13 protein-coding genes and 1 pseudogene are annotated in these 17256 nt (G+C 64.5%); 2 read left to right on the top strand and 12 right to left on the bottom strand.

The genetic code is table 11. The annotated features are described in order from the left end of the window. Positions 1–29: 29 nt before the first annotated feature. Together VC212_RS12505 and VC212_RS12500 are read right to left on the bottom strand one after the other, a co-directional pair. Entirely contained in the window at positions 30–1757 is a 1728-nt protein-coding gene (locus VC212_RS12505) for an ABC transporter ATP-binding protein (protein WP_323526078.1), read from the bottom strand. Between the two features lie 78 nt (positions 1758–1835). Next, a complete protein-coding gene (locus tag VC212_RS12500; protein WP_323525973.1) occupies positions 1836–2906 on the bottom strand; it encodes a serine kinase in 1071 nt (356 codons plus the stop codon). 156 nt (positions 2907–3062) lie between these two features. Between VC212_RS12500 and VC212_RS12495 the strand changes: the two are divergent. Both VC212_RS12495 and VC212_RS12490 read left to right on the top strand, forming a co-directional pair. After that, a pseudogene (locus VC212_RS12495) lies at positions 3063–4617 on the top strand (radical SAM protein). A gap of 161 nt (positions 4618–4778) precedes the next feature. Beyond that, a complete protein-coding gene (locus tag VC212_RS12490) occupies positions 4779–5993 on the top strand; it encodes a nucleotidyltransferase family protein (protein WP_323525972.1) in 1215 nt (404 codons plus the stop codon). A gap of 365 nt (positions 5994–6358) precedes the next feature. Here the strand turns inward: VC212_RS12490 and VC212_RS12485 are convergent, their stop codons facing one another. From VC212_RS12485 to VC212_RS12440, 10 genes are all read right to left on the bottom strand, one after another. Next, positions 6359–7480, bottom strand: a complete 1122-nt coding sequence (locus VC212_RS12485) for a glycosyltransferase family 4 protein (protein WP_323525971.1) — start codon at positions 7478–7480, stop codon at positions 6359–6361. After that, positions 7477–8607 (bottom strand): glycosyltransferase family 4 protein, encoded by a 1131-nt coding sequence (locus tag VC212_RS12480; RefSeq protein ID WP_323525970.1) that lies wholly within the window; start codon positions 8605–8607, stop codon positions 7477–7479. The genes VC212_RS12485 and VC212_RS12480 overlap by 4 nt, the downstream gene beginning before the upstream one ends. Before the next feature lie 127 nt (positions 8608–8734). Beyond that, a complete protein-coding gene (locus VC212_RS12475; protein ID WP_323525969.1) occupies positions 8735–9433 on the bottom strand; it encodes a methyltransferase domain-containing protein in 699 nt (232 codons plus the stop codon). Continuing rightward, complete coding sequence (locus VC212_RS12470) at positions 9430–10659, bottom strand: amidohydrolase family protein (RefSeq protein WP_323525968.1); 1230 nt, start codon at positions 10657–10659, stop codon at positions 9430–9432. Before VC212_RS12470 ends, VC212_RS12475 begins: the two co-directional genes overlap by 4 nt. After that, positions 10660–11502, bottom strand: coding sequence for a class I SAM-dependent methyltransferase (locus VC212_RS12465; RefSeq protein WP_323525967.1), 843 nt, complete (start codon positions 11500–11502; stop codon positions 10660–10662). 428 nt (positions 11503–11930) lie between these two features. Beyond that, positions 11931–12773, bottom strand: a complete 843-nt coding sequence (locus VC212_RS12460; protein ID WP_323525966.1) for a Wzz/FepE/Etk N-terminal domain-containing protein — start codon at positions 12771–12773, stop codon at positions 11931–11933. 39 nt (positions 12774–12812) lie between these two features. Next, a complete protein-coding gene (locus tag VC212_RS12455; RefSeq protein WP_323525965.1) occupies positions 12813–13934 on the bottom strand; it encodes a hypothetical protein in 1122 nt (373 codons plus the stop codon). A 20-nt stretch (positions 13935–13954) separates the two neighbouring features. Next, the gene (locus VC212_RS12450) at positions 13955–14893 is read right to left on the bottom strand and encodes a glycosyltransferase (protein ID WP_323525964.1); all 939 of its coding nucleotides are present in this window, start codon (positions 14891–14893) and stop codon (positions 13955–13957) included. Further along, positions 14890–16143 (bottom strand): O-antigen translocase, encoded by a 1254-nt coding sequence (locus tag VC212_RS12445; RefSeq protein ID WP_323525963.1) that lies wholly within the window; start codon positions 16141–16143, stop codon positions 14890–14892. Before VC212_RS12445 ends, VC212_RS12450 begins: the two co-directional genes overlap by 4 nt. After that, entirely contained in the window at positions 16140–17252 is a 1113-nt protein-coding gene (locus VC212_RS12440) for a DegT/DnrJ/EryC1/StrS family aminotransferase (protein WP_323525962.1), read from the bottom strand. Before VC212_RS12440 ends, VC212_RS12445 begins: the two co-directional genes overlap by 4 nt. Positions 17253–17256: the final 4 nt, after the last annotated feature.

The raw sequence follows: 17256 nt of genomic DNA, 5'->3' as shown, positions 1-17256 counted from the left end.
TGACAGCTCGGCGATGCACGCGGCTCACGTCATGCGCCGTGGCGTTTTACCAACGCCGCGCTCTTGCCCTTCGGCTGCAAAACCGGTGTCTGTCCAAGTGCAACGGTGCGGTCGGCCACCGAAGCCAGGCTGGTGCGATGCGAAACCACCACCAGCACGGTGTGCGGCAGGCGCTGTCGCAACGTGCACAGCAGCTGATGTTCGGCCTGCGCGTCGAGTGCACTGGTCGCCTCGTCCAGTACCGCCAGGGTCGGCGCGCGCAGCAACACCTGCGCCAACAGCAGACGTTGCAACTCGCCACCGGACAGGCGGCTTTCCGGGCCATTGATCGCGGTGAGCAAGCCGTGGCCGTCGCGCTGCAACCGCGCGTGCAAACCGACCTCGGCCAGGACCTGCCACATGCGGGTCTCGGTGGTGCCCGGCAACGCCCACTCCAGGCAATCGCGCACGCTGCGCTGCCAGGGCCGCACGCCCTGACCGATGTAGGCGCTGTGCCGGATCAGTTGCCGGTAAGCAGTGAAATCCAGCCGACGCCCGCCCATATGCGCATCGAACGCTACGGGCGGCGCCTGCCCGGAGAGCACGTCCATCAAGCTGCTCTTGCCGACGCCGGAAGGCCCGACGATCAAGGTCATCTCGCCGGGCACCAGCAACAGCGGGCCGATATCCAGCGCAGGCAGCGGCGCCGCCAATTCGATGCGCTCGACATGTAACGCGGCCGGCAGCGGCTGCGCTGCGTCGGCCGATGCCTGCATGCGCGGTGCACCCAGATCCACATGGCGCCGCCACAACTGCAGCGCCGGCCACGCAGAACGTAATTGCTGCATGCTCTGCCGCGTCGTCACCAGATACGGCAGCAAGCGACCAAGCAGCAGACTGACGGTGATCAGCGCGGCGCGGTCGGCGCCTTGCCATAGATTGGCCAGCACCAGGATGCCGGCAATTGCGGCTACGGCGGTGAGTTCCAGGAACAACCGACTGCTGGCCACCAGTTCCTGTTGCTGCGCGTAGCCCTGCCCCAACCGCGTTGAAATGCGTTCGTAGTGCTGTGCTTCGACCTCTTCGCGCTGGAACGAGCGCACATGGCGCAGGCGACGCGGAAAATCTTCGCTCAACCAGAACAGCTGCGTCATGTCGGCCACATAGTCGCGACTGATGCGTGCCTGCGCATCGCTGCTGGACAGCCGCACACCCAGCCAGGCCAGCACCAACAATAACGGCGTGGCAAACAGCAACGCAGGTGCGATCAACACCGCGATGCACACGCTGACCACTGCAGTGATGCCTGCCACCAGCAACTGCAGCACGGCGCTGAAGCCTTGCGTTGCGATCTCGATGTTGTAGGTGAGCACGTTGGCGATCTCGGCCGAGCTGGCGCCAGCCAGTGCCGGCAACGGCGCATCGATCAAGGCGGCATGCACGCGCCGACGCAGGCCCACTGCATAGCGGCTGGTCAGGCGTGCGGCCAGGCGCGCCCCGCACCAACGCAGCGTGGCGAACAACAAGCTCACCACCACGAACAGGCTCGCCTGCGTCGGCAGGCCACCCGGCAATGCGAGTTGGTAGCCAGCCAACTGCACGCTGTGGCCGGGTTGCACCAGCGGCACCAGACACACTGCAACGATGCTGCCGACGCACGCGGCCGCCAGCGACAGCGCGACGTACAACCCGACAGCCGGCAGGTCGGCGGGCACCAGCGTGTCGATGAAGCTGCGTAGCGCTGCTTGACTCCGGCCGCCGTGCGCAGGCTTATGCATCTGCGCCGCCGCGCGCATGCCGTGCCGCTCGGCGCGGGCCATCCAGCGCATTGCACGCGCTTTTGATCGTGAAGGCCGTCATCGCAACACCCGCAGCACTGCCTCGACCGAGGCGTGCGGATGCGCGCCGCGACGCAGGGTAAACATCCCGACGCGCTGCACCTGCGCGACAAACCGCTGCCAGCCGGGCTGACCGGCAGCGTACGGCTGATCGCGCGCCAGGGATTCGGCAATCTGCGTGACCGGCACCGGCACCAGGCCCGGTGCGGAGCCATCGGCAGACTGGCTGGACAGCATCAATACCGCGCTTAGCTGCAACGGCGTTGGCGCAAGGGTGGCATGACCGTGGCGAATATCGACCTCGTACTTTTCCACACCGCTGCGGCGACGAATGGTGGGCGCTGCGCCGATCCATGCGCGCGTGTGCGCGTCGAGCAGGCCGAGCGATTCCGGCCGCAGATGCAGAAAGTTGGCAACCCCGGTGGTCAGTAGACTCTCCGGCGCCACGAACACGCCGTCTTCGGCGATGAATTCCAGGCCATGCAGCAGACTGTGCAGCGCCAGCGTGGATTTGCCCGCACCGCTGGCGCCAAGCAACAGCACACAGCGACCGTGCCGGCCCACGCAGGCACCATGCAAGGGCACCAGCCCGATGCCACGCGCGGCAAGCAGGAACACCGCAAATTCGATGAGTTCATAGCGCACGTGATAGGCATGCGCCAGCATGTCTTCAGACACCACCAGCATCGCGCGACGCTCCGTTACCGAGAGCATCAGGTAATTGCAGGCATCCATGACGCCGCAGACCAACCCGCCAACCGCATGCGTGCGCACCGGCGGCGGCGTATCGACAATGGCGCCCGGCGCGCGTGGCACCAGATCCAGGGTGAGATGAAACTGCGGCGCGGCAGGCAGGCAGTGCGCCGGCAGGCCCGCGTAGGCGGCATCCACCAACGCCAGCAAGGCTTCGCTATCGCTGTGAAAGTGGAAGAGCGCGCCGAGAATCTGCCGCTGTACGCTGAAACGACGTGCACGCTGCTCACTGAACGGATCTGCCGCGAGAGTGTCCGGTGCAAAAGTGTTCGGCGGAACCACGCATGCGCGTTCGCTCACCGGCGTGTGTTGCGCCAACGCAGCCGACTGCGGCATGCCTGTCATCCATTGCATCGATCAGCCGGTGTGTGCTGATTCGCCAAAGAAAGGTTGCATCGTCGAATGCGATGTACCGCTGCATTGCATCGACGCTGCGACGCATCGCAACAGCGCAACCAAAGGCGCCTGCGTGCGCACCTACTGCCGAGCCGAATGCCGGTGTCTGCGCACGCCACCGCTGCGCGTCATCTGGCGACAGAACGAGAGCCTTGTGCAGATGCTAAAGATCCAGGTCAGTCATTCGTATTTCTTGCGTTACGACCCAAAACAATGGGAGCGCGGCAAGCCGTATCCGCCGTTGGCCACCCTGCAGATTGCCGCATTGCTGCGCGAGCGCGGGCATGCGCTGAGCCTGTTCGACGCCATGCTGGCCGACGACGTGGAGGACTATGCCGGCGCGCTGCACGAGGCGCAGCCGGACCTGGTGGTGTTCTACGAAGACAACTTCAACTTTCTCACCAAGATGTGCCTGAGCCGGATGCGCGAGGCCGCCTGCCACATGATCCGGCAGGCGCGCGCCGCCGGGTGCCGGGTGCTGGTAGCGGGCTCGGATGCCTCCGACAACCCAGACGTGTTTCTGGCCGCCGGCGCACACGCGACCTTGATCGGTGAAGGCATCGCGCCGTTGATCGAACTGATCGAACGCGTCGAGGCCAATCCGCAGATCGATGACCAGGCCTGGCTGGCCGGCGTTGCACGCATTGCTACCAGCGACCCTGCAGCAGTCCGCACACATCCCGGTGCGCAGCCACCGGATGCGCGTCTGAGCGGGCTGCCTGCCTGGGACCTGGTCGACATGCCGCGCTATCGGCAGTTCTGGCAGCAACGGCATGGTTATTTCAGCTTGAACATGGCGGCCTCGCGCGGCTGCCCGTTCCGTTGCAACTGGTGCGCCAAGCCGATCTGGGGCAACCATTACAAACGCCGCGGCGCCGAAGACGTGGCCGCAGAGATGATCCATCTCAAACGTAACTTCCAGCCCGACCATCTGTGGATGGCCGACGATATCTTCGGCTTCCATATCGATTGGGTCGAGACGTTTGCGCAGCGTTTGAGCGAGGACGACGGCGCGATTCCCTTCACCATCCAGACCCGTGCCGATCTGGCCAGCGAACGCATGGCTGCCGCCCTATCGCGTGCCGGTTGCGCGGAGGCCTGGATCGGCGCGGAAAGCGGCAGCCAACGCATCCTCGACAAGATGACCAAAGGCACGCAGGTGGCAGAGGTAATCGCAGCACGCGAACGGCTGGGCGCACATGGCATCCGCGTGGGCTTCTTCATCCAGTTGGGGTATCTGGGCGAAGAGCTCGAGGACATTCTGGCCACGCGCGCACTGGTGACGCAGGCCAACCCGGACATCATCGGCGTCAGCGTGTCGTATCCCCTGCCCGGCACCAAGTTCTATGAAGAAGTGAAGAACCAATTGGGTGGCAAGACGCATTGGCAGGACAGCGACGACCTGGCCATGATGTTCCATGGTGCCTACGACTCGGAGTTCTACCGCAGCGTGCGCAATCTGCTGCATACCCAGGTCGACCTGCAACAGGCGCGCGCAACGATGACGGCCGACGCCCTTTCGCAAGCGTCAGAGCAACTGGAAGCGCGTTGGGCCGCACTGATCGCATCGGAACATCTCCACCGTACCGAGCCGCTTGCCACCCTGGCGACGCGGCAGACACGCCAGCTGGAAACGCTGCTGGTGGGCTGATCAAACACGGCAACAAGCGGCCGCCAGATCACCATCATGTGGTATGCGCGGAAATCCCCTTGCAGCACTGCTGCAAGGGCGTCAAGCCGTGCCAGCAACACCACTCACAATCAGCATCGCTATCCCGTTCGCCAACCTGTTCGACTCTCCGGATCACCTGCATGCAGCCTTCGCTTCGCACCATCAGACATGGCCTGCACACTGCCACCGAGCAGCTGGCGCACGAGCTGGCGCAGCCTGGCGACAACGCGCCGCAGTGGGACCGGCTGCAGTGGCAGCTGGCCGCGGCGGCTGCGGCGGCGCATGGCGTGTCGCCGTTGCTGCAGCGGCGCTCGTTGTGGCAGAACGCCGAATGGACGGCCTTCCTGAGCGAGCAGCGCAGCCATGTCGAAGACCGGCACCGGCGTATTGCGCTGCTGCTGACGCAGATCGACGCGGCTGCACGCAGTGCCGGCATTGCGCTGGTGGGACTGAAAGGCAGCGCCTTGCATCGGCTCGGCGTGTATCTGCCCGGCGATCGTCCGATGGCCGACATCGACTTGCTGGTGCAGCCAGAGGACGCGGCTGCGGCGGCAGCGTTGTTGTGCGAACTTAGCTATGTGGCGTCGTTCGAACAATGGAAGCACCAGGTGTTCAAACCGCTGCAGGGGGATGCCGTTGCGGGCCTGGGCGAGCACCGCGACGCACCGATCAACATCGAGCTGCATACGCGCATCCAGGAACGCCTGCCGGTGCGTAGCGTGGACATCACCGCGCTGGTCTGGCCGGAGCGCGCGCAGCCGGGACTGAACTCGTACCCCTCCATCGGCGCCTTGATGTGTCACCTGCTGCTGCATGCCGCTGGCGGCATCTGCCATCGCAGCATCCGGCTGATGCATCTGCACGATCTGGCATTGTTGGCCACACGCATGGGGCCACGCGATTGGCAGGAGCTGTGGGAAGACCCGGCCATCTCGCCATGGTGGGCACTGCCGCCATTGTTGTTGCTGCAGCGCTACTACCGCGCAGTGGTGCCAGCGACGGTGATGGCGCGCCTGCATGCGCAGTGTCCGCGACTGCTGCGCATGCGCGCCGCGCGGCAAACGCTCACCACCGCCTCGTGCTCGAACCTGTGGTTGTCTGCACTACCCGGCATCGAGTGGTCGGGTTCGCTGCGGGAGGCGCGCCAGTATCTGCGTCAACGCGTAGTGCCGTCGGCAGAGAGCCGCAAGGAGCGGGCCGACATGTTGCAGACGCAGTTGTGGCTGCAGGGCCAGCCGTGGGTGCGCCAGACCCAGGCACGTCGTCTGATGACTAGGCTGACCCGGCCTGTCCCGCGCACCGACATGCTGTATGTGGTGCGTGCTGCGCTCGATGGATATCTGCAGCCTGCGTAAGGCTGCGTTGGTGTCCTGTGGAATGCCGTGCTCGCGTCTGATGTCTGCGTTGGCGCGGAACATGCGCCGACACTCCGGCCTTGCATGCTGCGTTGATCGCCGCGTTCAAATTGACTGACCAAAGCAGCGATCAGTGGATGCTGCGTGCTTAGCCACCCTGCATGGCCGCTGGACTACAGCGTGCGTACTGGCTGCGCACGATGTGTCGTTGAATCGCGCCCTCAAGCGTGGTCAAGACAACGTGGCGAGCAGTCGCCAGGTGGATATGGCCGGCGCGCGCAGCACCGCAGTGCACGCGTGCCAAATGCCGCACCGAGTACCAGCTTTGCCCGCCTGGCAGCTGCGCACTAGGCTTTAAGGTCGCTCTAGTTTGTTGGGCCAAGCGGCCGGCGCTCGCATAACTGACGGTAGATCTGCTCGAACAGACGCGTGGTCATGGCCGCGTCTTCGCGCAACGCGCGGCACTGCGCCGCCCATGCCAGACGCAGACGCAGCTCGTCATCGCCGAGCACCTGCCGGATCGCCTCGGCCATGCCCGCCCAATCGCCCGGCGGCACCGCCAGCGCTGCGATCGGCGCCCATTCCACTAAATGCCCGACGGCCGTACCGACGGTCGGAACACCGGCCACGGCCGCTTCCAGCAGCACCATCGGCCCGGCTTCGTGCAGGGACGACATCACCAGCAGATCGGCTGCCAGCATGATCGGGCGCAACTCGCGCTGCGTTTTGAAACCCAGAAAACGTACCTGCTCCTGCAGGCCCAGCTGCTGCACCAGGTGCTGCATGGCACCATCCAGCGTGTCGACACCGACCATGTCCAGCGTAAAAGCCACACCGGCCCGCTTGAGTGCGGCCATCGCGCGCAGCAAGGTGCTCTGGTCCTTGACCGGATTGAGGCTGGCCACGTGCAGCAAACGTGCAACCGCGCCTTCGCGCGGGCGCGGTGGAACGGGCTGCCAGGCACGCAGATCCACGCCCAGCGGCACGCGCTGCGCGCCGATACCGAGCGCTTGCAACGAATCAATGATCGGCGCGCTGGCAGCGGTAACACGATCGGCCAAGCGCAGGATCACCGCTTCGCGCAGGCGTCCGCGCCACCGCCGCCGGCCGCCATAACCGATGGCATCCAGCGCGACCAGCTCACCGCCGGCGATATGCACCACGCTCGGACGTCGCAGCAGCCTTGCCGCACTCACCGCGATCAGGCTGCAATAGCCGGAAAAGATTGCCTGGATCACCGCAAACGGCGCACGCCGATGTTCTTCGACAATGGCGCCGATGGCACGCAGGCGCGTGCGTCGCGCGCCGATGTTGTGCACCTTGGCGCCGCGCAGCATCCAGGTATCGGGTAAGGGTTCCTGATGCAGCACGAAAACGTGCACCTCGTGGCTGCGTGCCAGCCATTCGATCAAGGTCAGAAACACCGGAATCACACGCACATCGCCACTGCGATCCACCCCGCCCGGCACCACCAGCGCCAACTTCATCGTGGGTGCGCTCGCAATGGTTTCAGCAGGCTCGCATACGCCTGCGCCCAGCGCTGCCCCACTGCCGCGAACGACAGCCGCGCATCGAAGTGCGCCCGCACCTGCGCACGGCTGGGCCGCTGCCGCGCTACGCGCAACAACAATTCCGACAATGCGCTGGCATCGCCTACCGGCCAGAGTTCGCCGACCGCGCCGTCATCGCTGAGTGCGCGGAAGGCCGGAATATCGGTCAATAACGGCAGGGCGCCGCAGGCATAGGCTTCCAGCGCGGCATAGCCGCAACTCTCGGCATGGCTGGCGGACACGAAGACATCGCTCGCCTGCAACAGCGTCTGCACGCGCGCATGCTCGACCTTGCCCACCAGCTGCACGCACCCCGCCAGACGCGCATCGTCGCGCAGCCGCTGCTGCACCTGTTCCAGCAAGGGCGCCTGGTCGAACACGCACCACAGCCGCAGACCGGGCAACAGGCGCGCCGCCATGGCAACCGCATCGAGCACGCACAGCGGGTCCTTGGCTGCGCTCAGATGGCCCACCCATAGCACACATGGGTCGCCATGCAGTTGCGTGTGCTCGCGTGCCAGCAGGCGATCGCCGGACATAAAGCGGCTGCTGGATTCGGGAATCGCAAACAGCTGCGTGCGGCGTTGAAACAGACGCGCACGCAGAAACGGGTGTGCCATGTCCAACGAGGTAAACGCGATGCCGGCAGCGGCGCGATAGCGAGCCCGCCACACCGCCCTGCTCCACCACCGCGGCGGGCGATTGGCATGATCCTGCAGCAGGATCGGCACATGCGGCAGCAGGCGCGCAAGCCTGCGCGCATCACCGGCGAATTCCAGGCCGTGCACATGGATCACGTCGGCGTCGATCTCGCGCAGGAGCGCCGACAACGTGGTTGCACGCGCGGCGCTTCCGCGCAAGCCAAGATCGACAAAGCGATAGTCCACGCCCTGCCGTTCGATGCGCGCATTCAACGCAGAGGCCTGGATCACCGAAACGCGTACATCTGCGCTGGCCACCGCCTCGGCAATGTCGGCAAGCGACGGCCATTGCGCAAACACCTGGTCGGCGCTCAGGCCGACGGGCGTCGGCACCAGATTGAGCTGTGCGACATGTCGTGTCACGGTGCGATCGCCGATGGGCTGGCGCGCTGTGCGGAGTGAACGTCGCCGCCCTCCACGCAGCACCACAGCAGATCCTGCTGAGGGCCTATGCCGCGCGTATTGCGGAGGGACAGCGCCAGCGCGACGCTCACGCGAGACGCCGCAACCGCAGCACCAGCGCCACCGGTACCTGCAGCGCCGCCTGGTCGAAGCGTGCGCCAGCGGGGATATCGGCTGGGTCCAGCATCGGCTCGGCGACCGCTTCGATCGCGAAGCCCAAGGCCACGCATGCCGAATGCCAATGGCTGTACAGATGCTGGGTGTGGCGCACCGCATAGTGCTGGCCATCGGCCTTGAAATCGCGGCGCCAACCCAATGCATGGCCGATGGGATGCACGTCGCTGCACAACACGATGCCACCGATGCGGGTGACGCGATGCAGTTCTTCCAGCGCCGGCCACAGCCGCTGCAGATGCCCGACCACCAGGCCGCACACACTGAGGTCGGCAACCGCATCGGCAAGCGGCAACTGGTCCAGACTGCCCTGCTGCAGCTGCACCCGCGCAGCTGGCCAATGCTGCGACAGTTCGGTTTGGGCGCGCGCGAGCATCTGCGGCGACAGATCGACACCAGTGACCTGGCGTGCGCCACGGCGTAACGCATGCAGCATGTAGCGGCCGCTGCCGCAGCCGGCATCCACGACATGCTGGTTCTGCAAGGTAGCGGGCATCAAGCCAAGCATTGCGCGCTCTTCGGCCTGCATCACCGGGTTATGCGCGTGCGGCGGATACGCCTGGGCCCACAATGCATACGCCGCGTCAGGCTCGAGTACCGGAACCGCGCTCACGACGCGACGCCCATCGCTGCCATTGCGCTCGACGCTTGCTGCAGGTCCTGCACACGTTGCAAGCCGGGTTCGAGCGCCAGCACGGCCGGGTCCGCCAAGCTGGCGTCCAGCAACTTGGGGCGTCCATCCAGCACCACCGGAACGGTCCGGATGCCGGCGGCGTCGAACCACGGTGCAAAGTCCGGATCGGCGATGCGTGGTTTGCCATCGCGGATCACCGCACGTAAGTCGCTGCGTTCGCAGCCGATCACGCTGCTGGCGGGCTCGCCGCCGCGGTCGCGCACGATCACCAGATCTGCAGCAGCGCCCGGCGCGATGCGTCCACGTGTTGGCATGCGCAGAATGCGTGCCGATTGCTCGGTCGCCAGGCCCAACAGCAGGTCCGGCGCCAGCCCGCTGCGGGCGGCGATCCGCAGTTCTTCGAGCAGATCGCGCGCGCCACTGACGCGCGAATCGCTGCCCAGCGCCAGCCGCCCGGCCATGCACAACCGCCATGGATCGAGCGTGCGCCCCAACAGCGCCAGATTGCTCGACGGGCACCACACCACCGCCGCGCCACGCGCGATCACCCGCTCGATATCCTGCTCGCCCATGCCAACGCCGTGGATCAGCACCGTGTTGGACGCCAGGCAACCGAGCCGATCCAGATCGTCGAGCTCGGCACGCGCCACTGCGTCGGTGCCTTCGGCCAGATGGATCATCCACGGGTGCGCCGCCGACGTTGCCGCAAAGCTGCCCTGCACCGGTGGGCCGTAGCCGGTCCAACCCAATGCATAACTCCAACCGAATTCGTGCAGCACGCTGACCGGAAAATCGACCTCATCCAGCGTGGCATGCCAGGGGTCGTGCTGCGCCACGCAGGTCACGCCGGCGAGCAGATTCTTCAGGCCGCCATGGCGCAAGCGCACCGCTTTGGGCACGCGCAATGCCGCAGCCACTTCCGGATGTTGAAAGTGCGCCTGAAACGCTTCGATCCATGCGTAGCTGTTGGCGAACGGCGCACCCTGCGGCAGCGGCGGCACACAGTTCACCTGCAAGTGCTCGTGCGCGTTGATCAGGCCTGGCGCCAGCACATGCCCCTGCAGATCCAGACGCAAGGTCCCGGTGCCCAGCGTGCCACCGAAGCGCCCCGCGCGCAGGTTCACCGCTGCGCGCGACGGGCCCGCGAGCGTGATCGATCGCGCGCCCTGCAGACAGACATCGGCCATGGACATCGGCATCTCCACTCAGCGTTTGCGCATCACGATCAGGAAGTGATCGCCCATGTCGCGCAGCAGCGGCAACCCACCGAAACGGTCGTCCAGCCGACCCAGGCGCTCGGAGAGGCGCGGATGGCGCTCGCAAAACTCCACCAGATACGGCGGCGGCAGGAACAGGCTCAGGGCACGGTAGCTGTCCAGCACGAAGTGCTTTTCGAATGCGCGGTAGAACTCGCGCGGCAGGTGGTACCAGGTCCAGATGGTGTGGCCGTTCATGCCCACCGCGGTTGCGCCCTTGGCCGCACGCACCGCCGCGCGCTTGAAGCGCCCGCGCAAAGCGTAATGGCCGATTTCCCACGGGCAGATGCGCCCGATCACCGAAAACACCAGGCAGCCGTCAGCACGCAGCAGACGCGCGCATTCGGCGGCCACCGCCGGCAGATCCGGCGCGCAATTGAGCGGGCCGAAGTTGGAATACATGCCGTCGAAGGTGCCCTCGAGCTGGTCGAGCTGTTGGATGCCCACATGCGCAGCCGCCAGACGCTCCTCCAGACCCTGCGTCACCGCGCGGTGGCGGGTGCGCTCGATCATGGCCGGCGACCAATCGGTGGCCAGCACGTGGTAGCCGCGGCGCGCGAACTCGCCTGCATCCAGACCGGTACCGCAGCCCAGATCCACCAAGCGCGAGCCGACCGGCAACTCGGCAGCCACCGTGTCCCACAGCGTGGTGCGCATGCGCTGGATCAGCGCGTTGTTGCCGCGCGGACCGTCGTAATCGGGGGCGACGCTGTCGAACGCGCGCTGCGTCTCCAGCAACTGCTCCGGCGCGACTGTTCCGCCGCGCGCGGCATGCTCACTGACCACTGACATGCATCGCCTCCCCCACCCGTCCTGCTGATTTCACGACACTCTCCAGACGCGGCACCGCCAACGCGGTATCGCTTGATAGACCCGTGAGTGCCAGCACTAGTCGGTTTGGTTGCAGTCCGACAGCGCGCGCGAGCAGTGCCTGGATGGACTAGCGACAGATCCAGCGGTGACAAAACCCCGCTGGCAGCGCTGCGCGTATCAATCACGACGTGCCGCGCATGCGCGTGCCAACGGTGCTATCAAGGGTCGGCCCGCCACTTTTGACGCACGCGCAGTTAACGGCGACGAGCGCTCGTCATGGAGCGGCTGCCAGAACGTTGGGAGTAGTGTGCAAGGCGCAACCAACGCCGGAGCGGGCGCATGGTCCATGCCGCACCGCCATGCGGCTGCGCCTGCATGCCGGTGCGCGCAGTCGTGTTTGTTAGCTCTTAAGCGATGGCACGAGCGCCTTCAGCACGGCGGCGACGCCAGGCATTGCGCACCACCGCCACCAGCACGCCCAAGCCCGCTCCACCGAGCAGACCGACCGCCCAGACCATCACCGCATTCGGAAACGCCCGCTGCTCGGGCACATACAACGGCCACGCCAGCGAGGTTTGATAGGTGTAACGCGCGGTCAGCCGCGCGATCAGATCGTCGCGCTCGCTCTTGATCGCGCGGATGGTGGCGGTGTTGTCGGTCAGCAACACTCCGGCCAGCACCTGCGCCGGACTTGCTGCGGTGCCGGCCTGCAGTTGCTGTTGCAGCTGCTCGCGATTGAGCATGGCAACGCGCAGATCCTCGTCAAGCCCCTGCAGGCGAGTACGTGCAAGCGCGAGCGCAGCGGCATTGGTATCGCCATGCAAGCTCTGCAATGCAGTAACGGTGGCCATCGCCAACGTGCGCGCCTGCTGCGCCGACTCGGCACGAATGGTCACACCGATGAGATTGGCATATGGGTCTGGATCCGGCTTCAGGCTACCGCGATACAGCTGCGCGGCACGGCTCTTGAGCGGCACCCCTGCCTGGTGCAGGACAGCGTCCTGAAACAGCCGCGTCTTCATGCGATCGATCACCCGCTGGAACGGCTCGACCTTGGGGTCACGGCCGGCAGGCGTGGGGCCGATCTCGCCCACCTGGATCCACGCGGTGGCGTCCCATTGCGGCTTTGCCACGCGCAGGAAGACGAACGTCATGCCCAGCACCAGCACAAACGCAGCTAGCACCCAGCGCCATTCGCGTCGCAGGATGCGCCACAGATCGATCAGATAGATTTCGTCGTGTTGATTCATGGTGCGCAGGCTCTGATACGTGACAGTGGGTTGCCGCGCTTACGCGACAGATGGGGGTACTGCATGGCGGGTTGGCAACAACACGGTGCAGGCGTGCAGCACCAAACACAGCGCAATGAAGCCAAAGTTGGTCCAGGTGAACGCCTGAGGCGCGAATGGCGACATCAGGCAGGCGTAAGCAATACGCAAGAAGATCAGCACGTGGAAAATCGATAGCGAGCCATTGAGGCGGCGGACGCTCCACACCAGGCCGGCATACAACGCCAACAGCGCCAGCAACGCCCCCGGCGCGCCCCAGGCCATCAGAAACGGAAAGAACTCCGTGCCCACATTGATGTTGGGCGCATCCAGTGGAATGCTGGTACCGGCGGTGGCAATCGAGCCGCTGAACGGCACCAGCTGGTTGATCAAAAAACCGGCGTTTTCGTAGCCCTTGGCCAGGATGGCGCCAAAGTTGTACGGCCCGGCGCTGATGTATAGCAGCAGCCACTGCACGCCTTGCGGCATGGCACGGTAGAACGCGCTGAACGGCAATGCCACGGTCGCCAGCGAGCCAGAACGCAAGGCACCGAGCACCGAAAACACGCCACCACCTGCCAGCACCAGCACACCGATGGTCTTCCACGGCAACGTGCGCGCCGGGTCACGCCGCAGCACCATCACCAGCACGAACGAGAACAGGCCGGCAAAGATGCGATTGCGGTCGATCACCACAATCGGGAACACAAATCCAAACGTCACCATTGCCGCGCGCAGGCCGCGATGGCGTACGCAGAGCAGCGCAATCGGCGGCAGGATCCAGCACATGTTGGAGATATGCCGCACGTGCGAGCGCAACGGGCTCAAGGTGGCATACGACGATGGATCGCTGAATAAGGGAATCGGAAACACCACCACGTCGACAATGCAGAACACCGTGACCACGGTTACCAGCGTCATCGCAAGAAACGCATCGCGGGTGCCGGCGTAGCGATGGCGACGGAAACGTTCGAAGCTCGGTAACTTGGTTCCAACCACCAAGTCCAGAACGAACACGCCCATCGCCGCCGCAAGTAGCCAGACGAGTCCTTGCGAGTATCCACGTGGAAGTTCGTAAGTGACAGCTGTGATGAAACAGCTGATGACGATGGGGATAGCCAAGTACGTGTAAGGCCTCCGCATCAACGATCCAACCGTGATGGTCACCCCAACACCCCTGTCTTCGAACTGCACAGAGCAATGAAGTTCCTGACCGAATGTGCCGCGAGGTGCCAAAGGACGGAGGGGTATCTTCTTCGCAGAAAAGAGATCTTTGCGTGTATCAAACTCAACTTGGCACGCAGCATCCACGACTCGACACCTGTGAATAGATCACAGCTGCGCGCTGCAACCCTTGCAAACTCACTCAGATTTTCCAATCGCCTCTCGACATCTCGCGTCTTACTCACATTGGTCTCATGCAACCGATATGCACACACGGCGACGTCAATAAACCCTAGATGATCGCCGGCAACCAATCGAAGAAAGAAATCCCAATCCTCGATCCTGAGCGTCTCATCCCACGTCATCCCTTTATCGAAGGCGCTACGCCTGAGCATCATGACGGCGCCACTCACCGCCCATTCGCTGATAACAGCTCGACGGATCCCTGCATCGGATCCGTACAATTTCTTGTTAGCCAAGTGAAGGTCACGCATCGCACTTTGGTGCAATTGCCTGCCCTCCGCATCGACAACGATCGCATCGCCGATGACAGCGGATTTACGGAGATTTTCCTCAAGATAAGCGACCTGCCTGCCGAGACCGTCTCGAATCAGATAGTCGTCACTTGCAACGATGCGCAGATAGTCACCCCGCGCACATCGCGCAGCCTCATTCAGCGTCGCTGTCACACCGCGATTCGCGCGCTGCACGAACTGCACCGGCAGCCGATGCCCGTGAGCGGCGATCCACTGGGCGATCTTTTCGCCGGTAGCATCGCTGGAGCCATCGTCGATGATGACGATCTCCTTGCACGGGTATGGGTCCTCCAACACGCTGTCCAGGCAACGCTGGACGAAACGCTCATGGTTGAACGCGGGGATCAAAACCGACACCAACGGCCAGCGCGCGCGCCCTGCCGGTTGCGTACGATCGTTCATGCCGGCTGCACCAGATAGCGCCGTACCACCACGATATTGAACAGCAGATACAGCACGTAGTTGGCGACGAAGGCGTACATCGCACCGATCAGCCCGAAGTACCCGGTAAACAGGTACACCAAGCCCAGATAGCTGGCGGCAAACACGCATTCGGACACCACGAACAAGCGCGTCATGGCCTTGGCCAACATCACATACGACAACACGAAGGCGGCGATTTTGACCACATCGCCCACCAGCTGCGGGCCGTACAGCTCTCTGGCCGCAGCAAACTGCGGGTCGAATAACAGCCAGGTCACCCAATCGCGGCAGACATACACACCCAACGCCATCGTGATCACCGGCGGCATGACGTAACGATAAGCAGCGCGCAGCTCGCGCCCCAATGCGGCACGCGCATGCAGTGAGGCCAACTTGGGCAAGTAATACACATTGATGGCGGTAGTGAAAAACAGCAGGTAGGCATCCGACACCCGGCTCACTGCCTGCCAGTAGCCCACCTGCTCCCACCCAAACCGGGCAACAAGATGGTTGCGCACCAGAATGATTACCAGCTGCGGCACCAAGGTGGACGTGAGCGTCATCACCGAAAAGGCCGCCAGCCTACGTGTCATGACGGCATCGAAGCGCGGGCGCAACATCTCGCGCCGAAAATATGGGCTGCGCCGCAGCGCCGGCACCCCCGCCAACAGCCACACCACCTGCCCCAGCACCAGTGCGAGCAATGCACCCTGCAGCTGCGCCATGCTGGACAGCCACGTAACCAGCGCAACGCTGATTACCGCGCCGCTCACCTGCACGATGGCAAGGCGGCGCACATCCATGAAACCGTTGATCACCGCAAGAATGTAATTGACCAGCGCGATGCCCAACTGCGCGACTGCCAGCACGCAAATCAGCGGTTGGTAGCTGCCATCGCCCAACAGCCGCTCGGCAAGCAACCCGCTGAACGCCACCGCCAGCACCGCCAGCACGCAAGACGCACAGAACGCGTACCACAACGCCGCGCTGAGCAAGCGCGCCTGCGCCGGCGGGTCGTCGCGGTACTCGGCAACGTATTTGACGATACCGGCGCTGATGCCACCACCCGCCAACACCGCCAGCACCGACATCACATTGAGAAACTGGCCGAGTCGCCCCACGCCCTGCGGCCCGGCGTAGACGGCCACCAACTTGACCACCACCAGCGCAGCGAGCAACTTTGCCAGCGTCGCGACGCCGGTGTAGGCGCTGCTGCGCACCAGATTCATGCACCTGCACCGAACGATTGGCAGGCGGCGATCACGCGTTCTACCGACGCTGCATCCAGCGCGGGGCCCATCGGCAAACTCAGCACTTCGGCGTGCAGGCGCTCACTCACCGGCAAACAGGCATCACCGAGCGTTGCGTAGGCCGGCTGCCGATGTGGCGGCACCGGATAATGAATCTGGGTGTGGATGCCATGGCGCAACAGATGCGCCTGCAAGGCATCGCGCTGTGGGCTGCGCACCACGAATAGATGCCAGACATGCTGTTCGTCGGAGACCACTGTCGGCAAGACGATCAAGGGGTTGTCGATGCCTTGCAGGTAACGCCGCGCCACTGCGCGCCGCAGCGCGATCTCTTCATCCAGATAGCCCAACTTGACGCGCAGCAAGGCGGCCTGCAGCTCGTCCAAGCGCGAGTTCACACCCTGGTAGAGATGGTGGTACTTCACCTCCGAGCCGTAATTGCGCAGCGCGCGGATACGCTCGGCCAATCGCGTATCGGAAGTCACGACTGCGCCGCCATCGCCCAACGCACCAAGATTTTTCGTCGGAAAGAAACTGAACGCGGCGGCATCGCCGAAAGCACCTGCGCGCTTGCCCTGCACCGTTGCACCATGCGCTTGCGCTGCATCTTCTATCAGCAGTAACCCGTAGCGATGCGTCAGCGTCTGCAGCGCCGCCATGTCAGCCAGCTGACCGTACAAGTGCACCGCCATGATGGCGCGGGTGCGTGGCCCGATCGCCTTTTCCACACTCGCCGTGTCCATATTGAAGGTGACCGGGTCCGGCTCCACCGGCACCAGCACCAGATGGTTCTGGCTGATCGCCAGAAACGTCGCGATGAAGGTATTGGCCGGCACGATGATTTCATCGCCCTCGCGTAGCACGCCCAGCTCGCGGTAGCCGCGCAGGATCAGCGACAACGCGTCCAGCCCATTACCCACCCCGACCGCATGCGCCGCGCCGCAGTAACTGGCGAACTCCTCTTCGAACGCAGCCAGCTCCTGGCCGAGCACATACCAGCCAGCATCGATCACCCGCGCGGCAGCGGCTTTGAGTTCATCCGCGTAACGTGCGTTGACCGCGCGTAAATCCAGGAAAGGCACATCCATCAAG

It is taken from the genome of Xanthomonas sp. WHRI 8932A, from assembly GCF_035012785.1.
Lineage (GTDB): Bacteria > Pseudomonadota > Gammaproteobacteria > Xanthomonadales > Xanthomonadaceae > Xanthomonas.
This window is presented reverse-complemented; position numbering and strand designations above follow the sequence as displayed.

Excerpts from the sequence above, each read along its gene's own strand:
- VC212_RS12505 (WP_323526078.1), bottom strand. The coding sequence starts at position 1,757 with ATGCATAAGCCTGCGCACGGCGGCCGGAGTCAAGCAGCGCTACGCAGC.
- VC212_RS12500 (WP_323525973.1), bottom strand. The coding sequence starts at position 2,906 with ATGCCGCAGTCGGCTGCGTTGGCGCAACACACGCCGGTGAGCGAACGC.
- VC212_RS12490 (WP_323525972.1), top strand. The coding sequence starts at position 4,779 with ATGCAGCCTTCGCTTCGCACCATCAGACATGGCCTGCACACTGCCACC.
- VC212_RS12485 (WP_323525971.1), bottom strand. The coding sequence starts at position 7,480 with ATGAAGTTGGCGCTGGTGGTGCCGGGCGGGGTGGATCGCAGTGGCGAT.
- VC212_RS12465 (WP_323525967.1), bottom strand. The coding sequence starts at position 11,502 with ATGTCAGTGGTCAGTGAGCATGCCGCGCGCGGCGGAACAGTCGCGCCG.
- VC212_RS12460 (WP_323525966.1), bottom strand. The coding sequence starts at position 12,773 with ATGAATCAACACGACGAAATCTATCTGATCGATCTGTGGCGCATCCTG.
- VC212_RS12455 (WP_323525965.1), bottom strand. The coding sequence starts at position 13,934 with ATGCGGAGGCCTTACACGTACTTGGCTATCCCCATCGTCATCAGCTGT.
- VC212_RS12450 (WP_323525964.1), bottom strand. The coding sequence starts at position 14,893 with ATGAACGATCGTACGCAACCGGCAGGGCGCGCGCGCTGGCCGTTGGTG.
- VC212_RS12445 (WP_323525963.1), bottom strand. The coding sequence starts at position 16,143 with ATGAATCTGGTGCGCAGCAGCGCCTACACCGGCGTCGCGACGCTGGCA.
- VC212_RS12440 (WP_323525962.1), bottom strand. The coding sequence starts at position 17,252 with ATGGATGTGCCTTTCCTGGATTTACGCGCGGTCAACGCACGTTACGCG.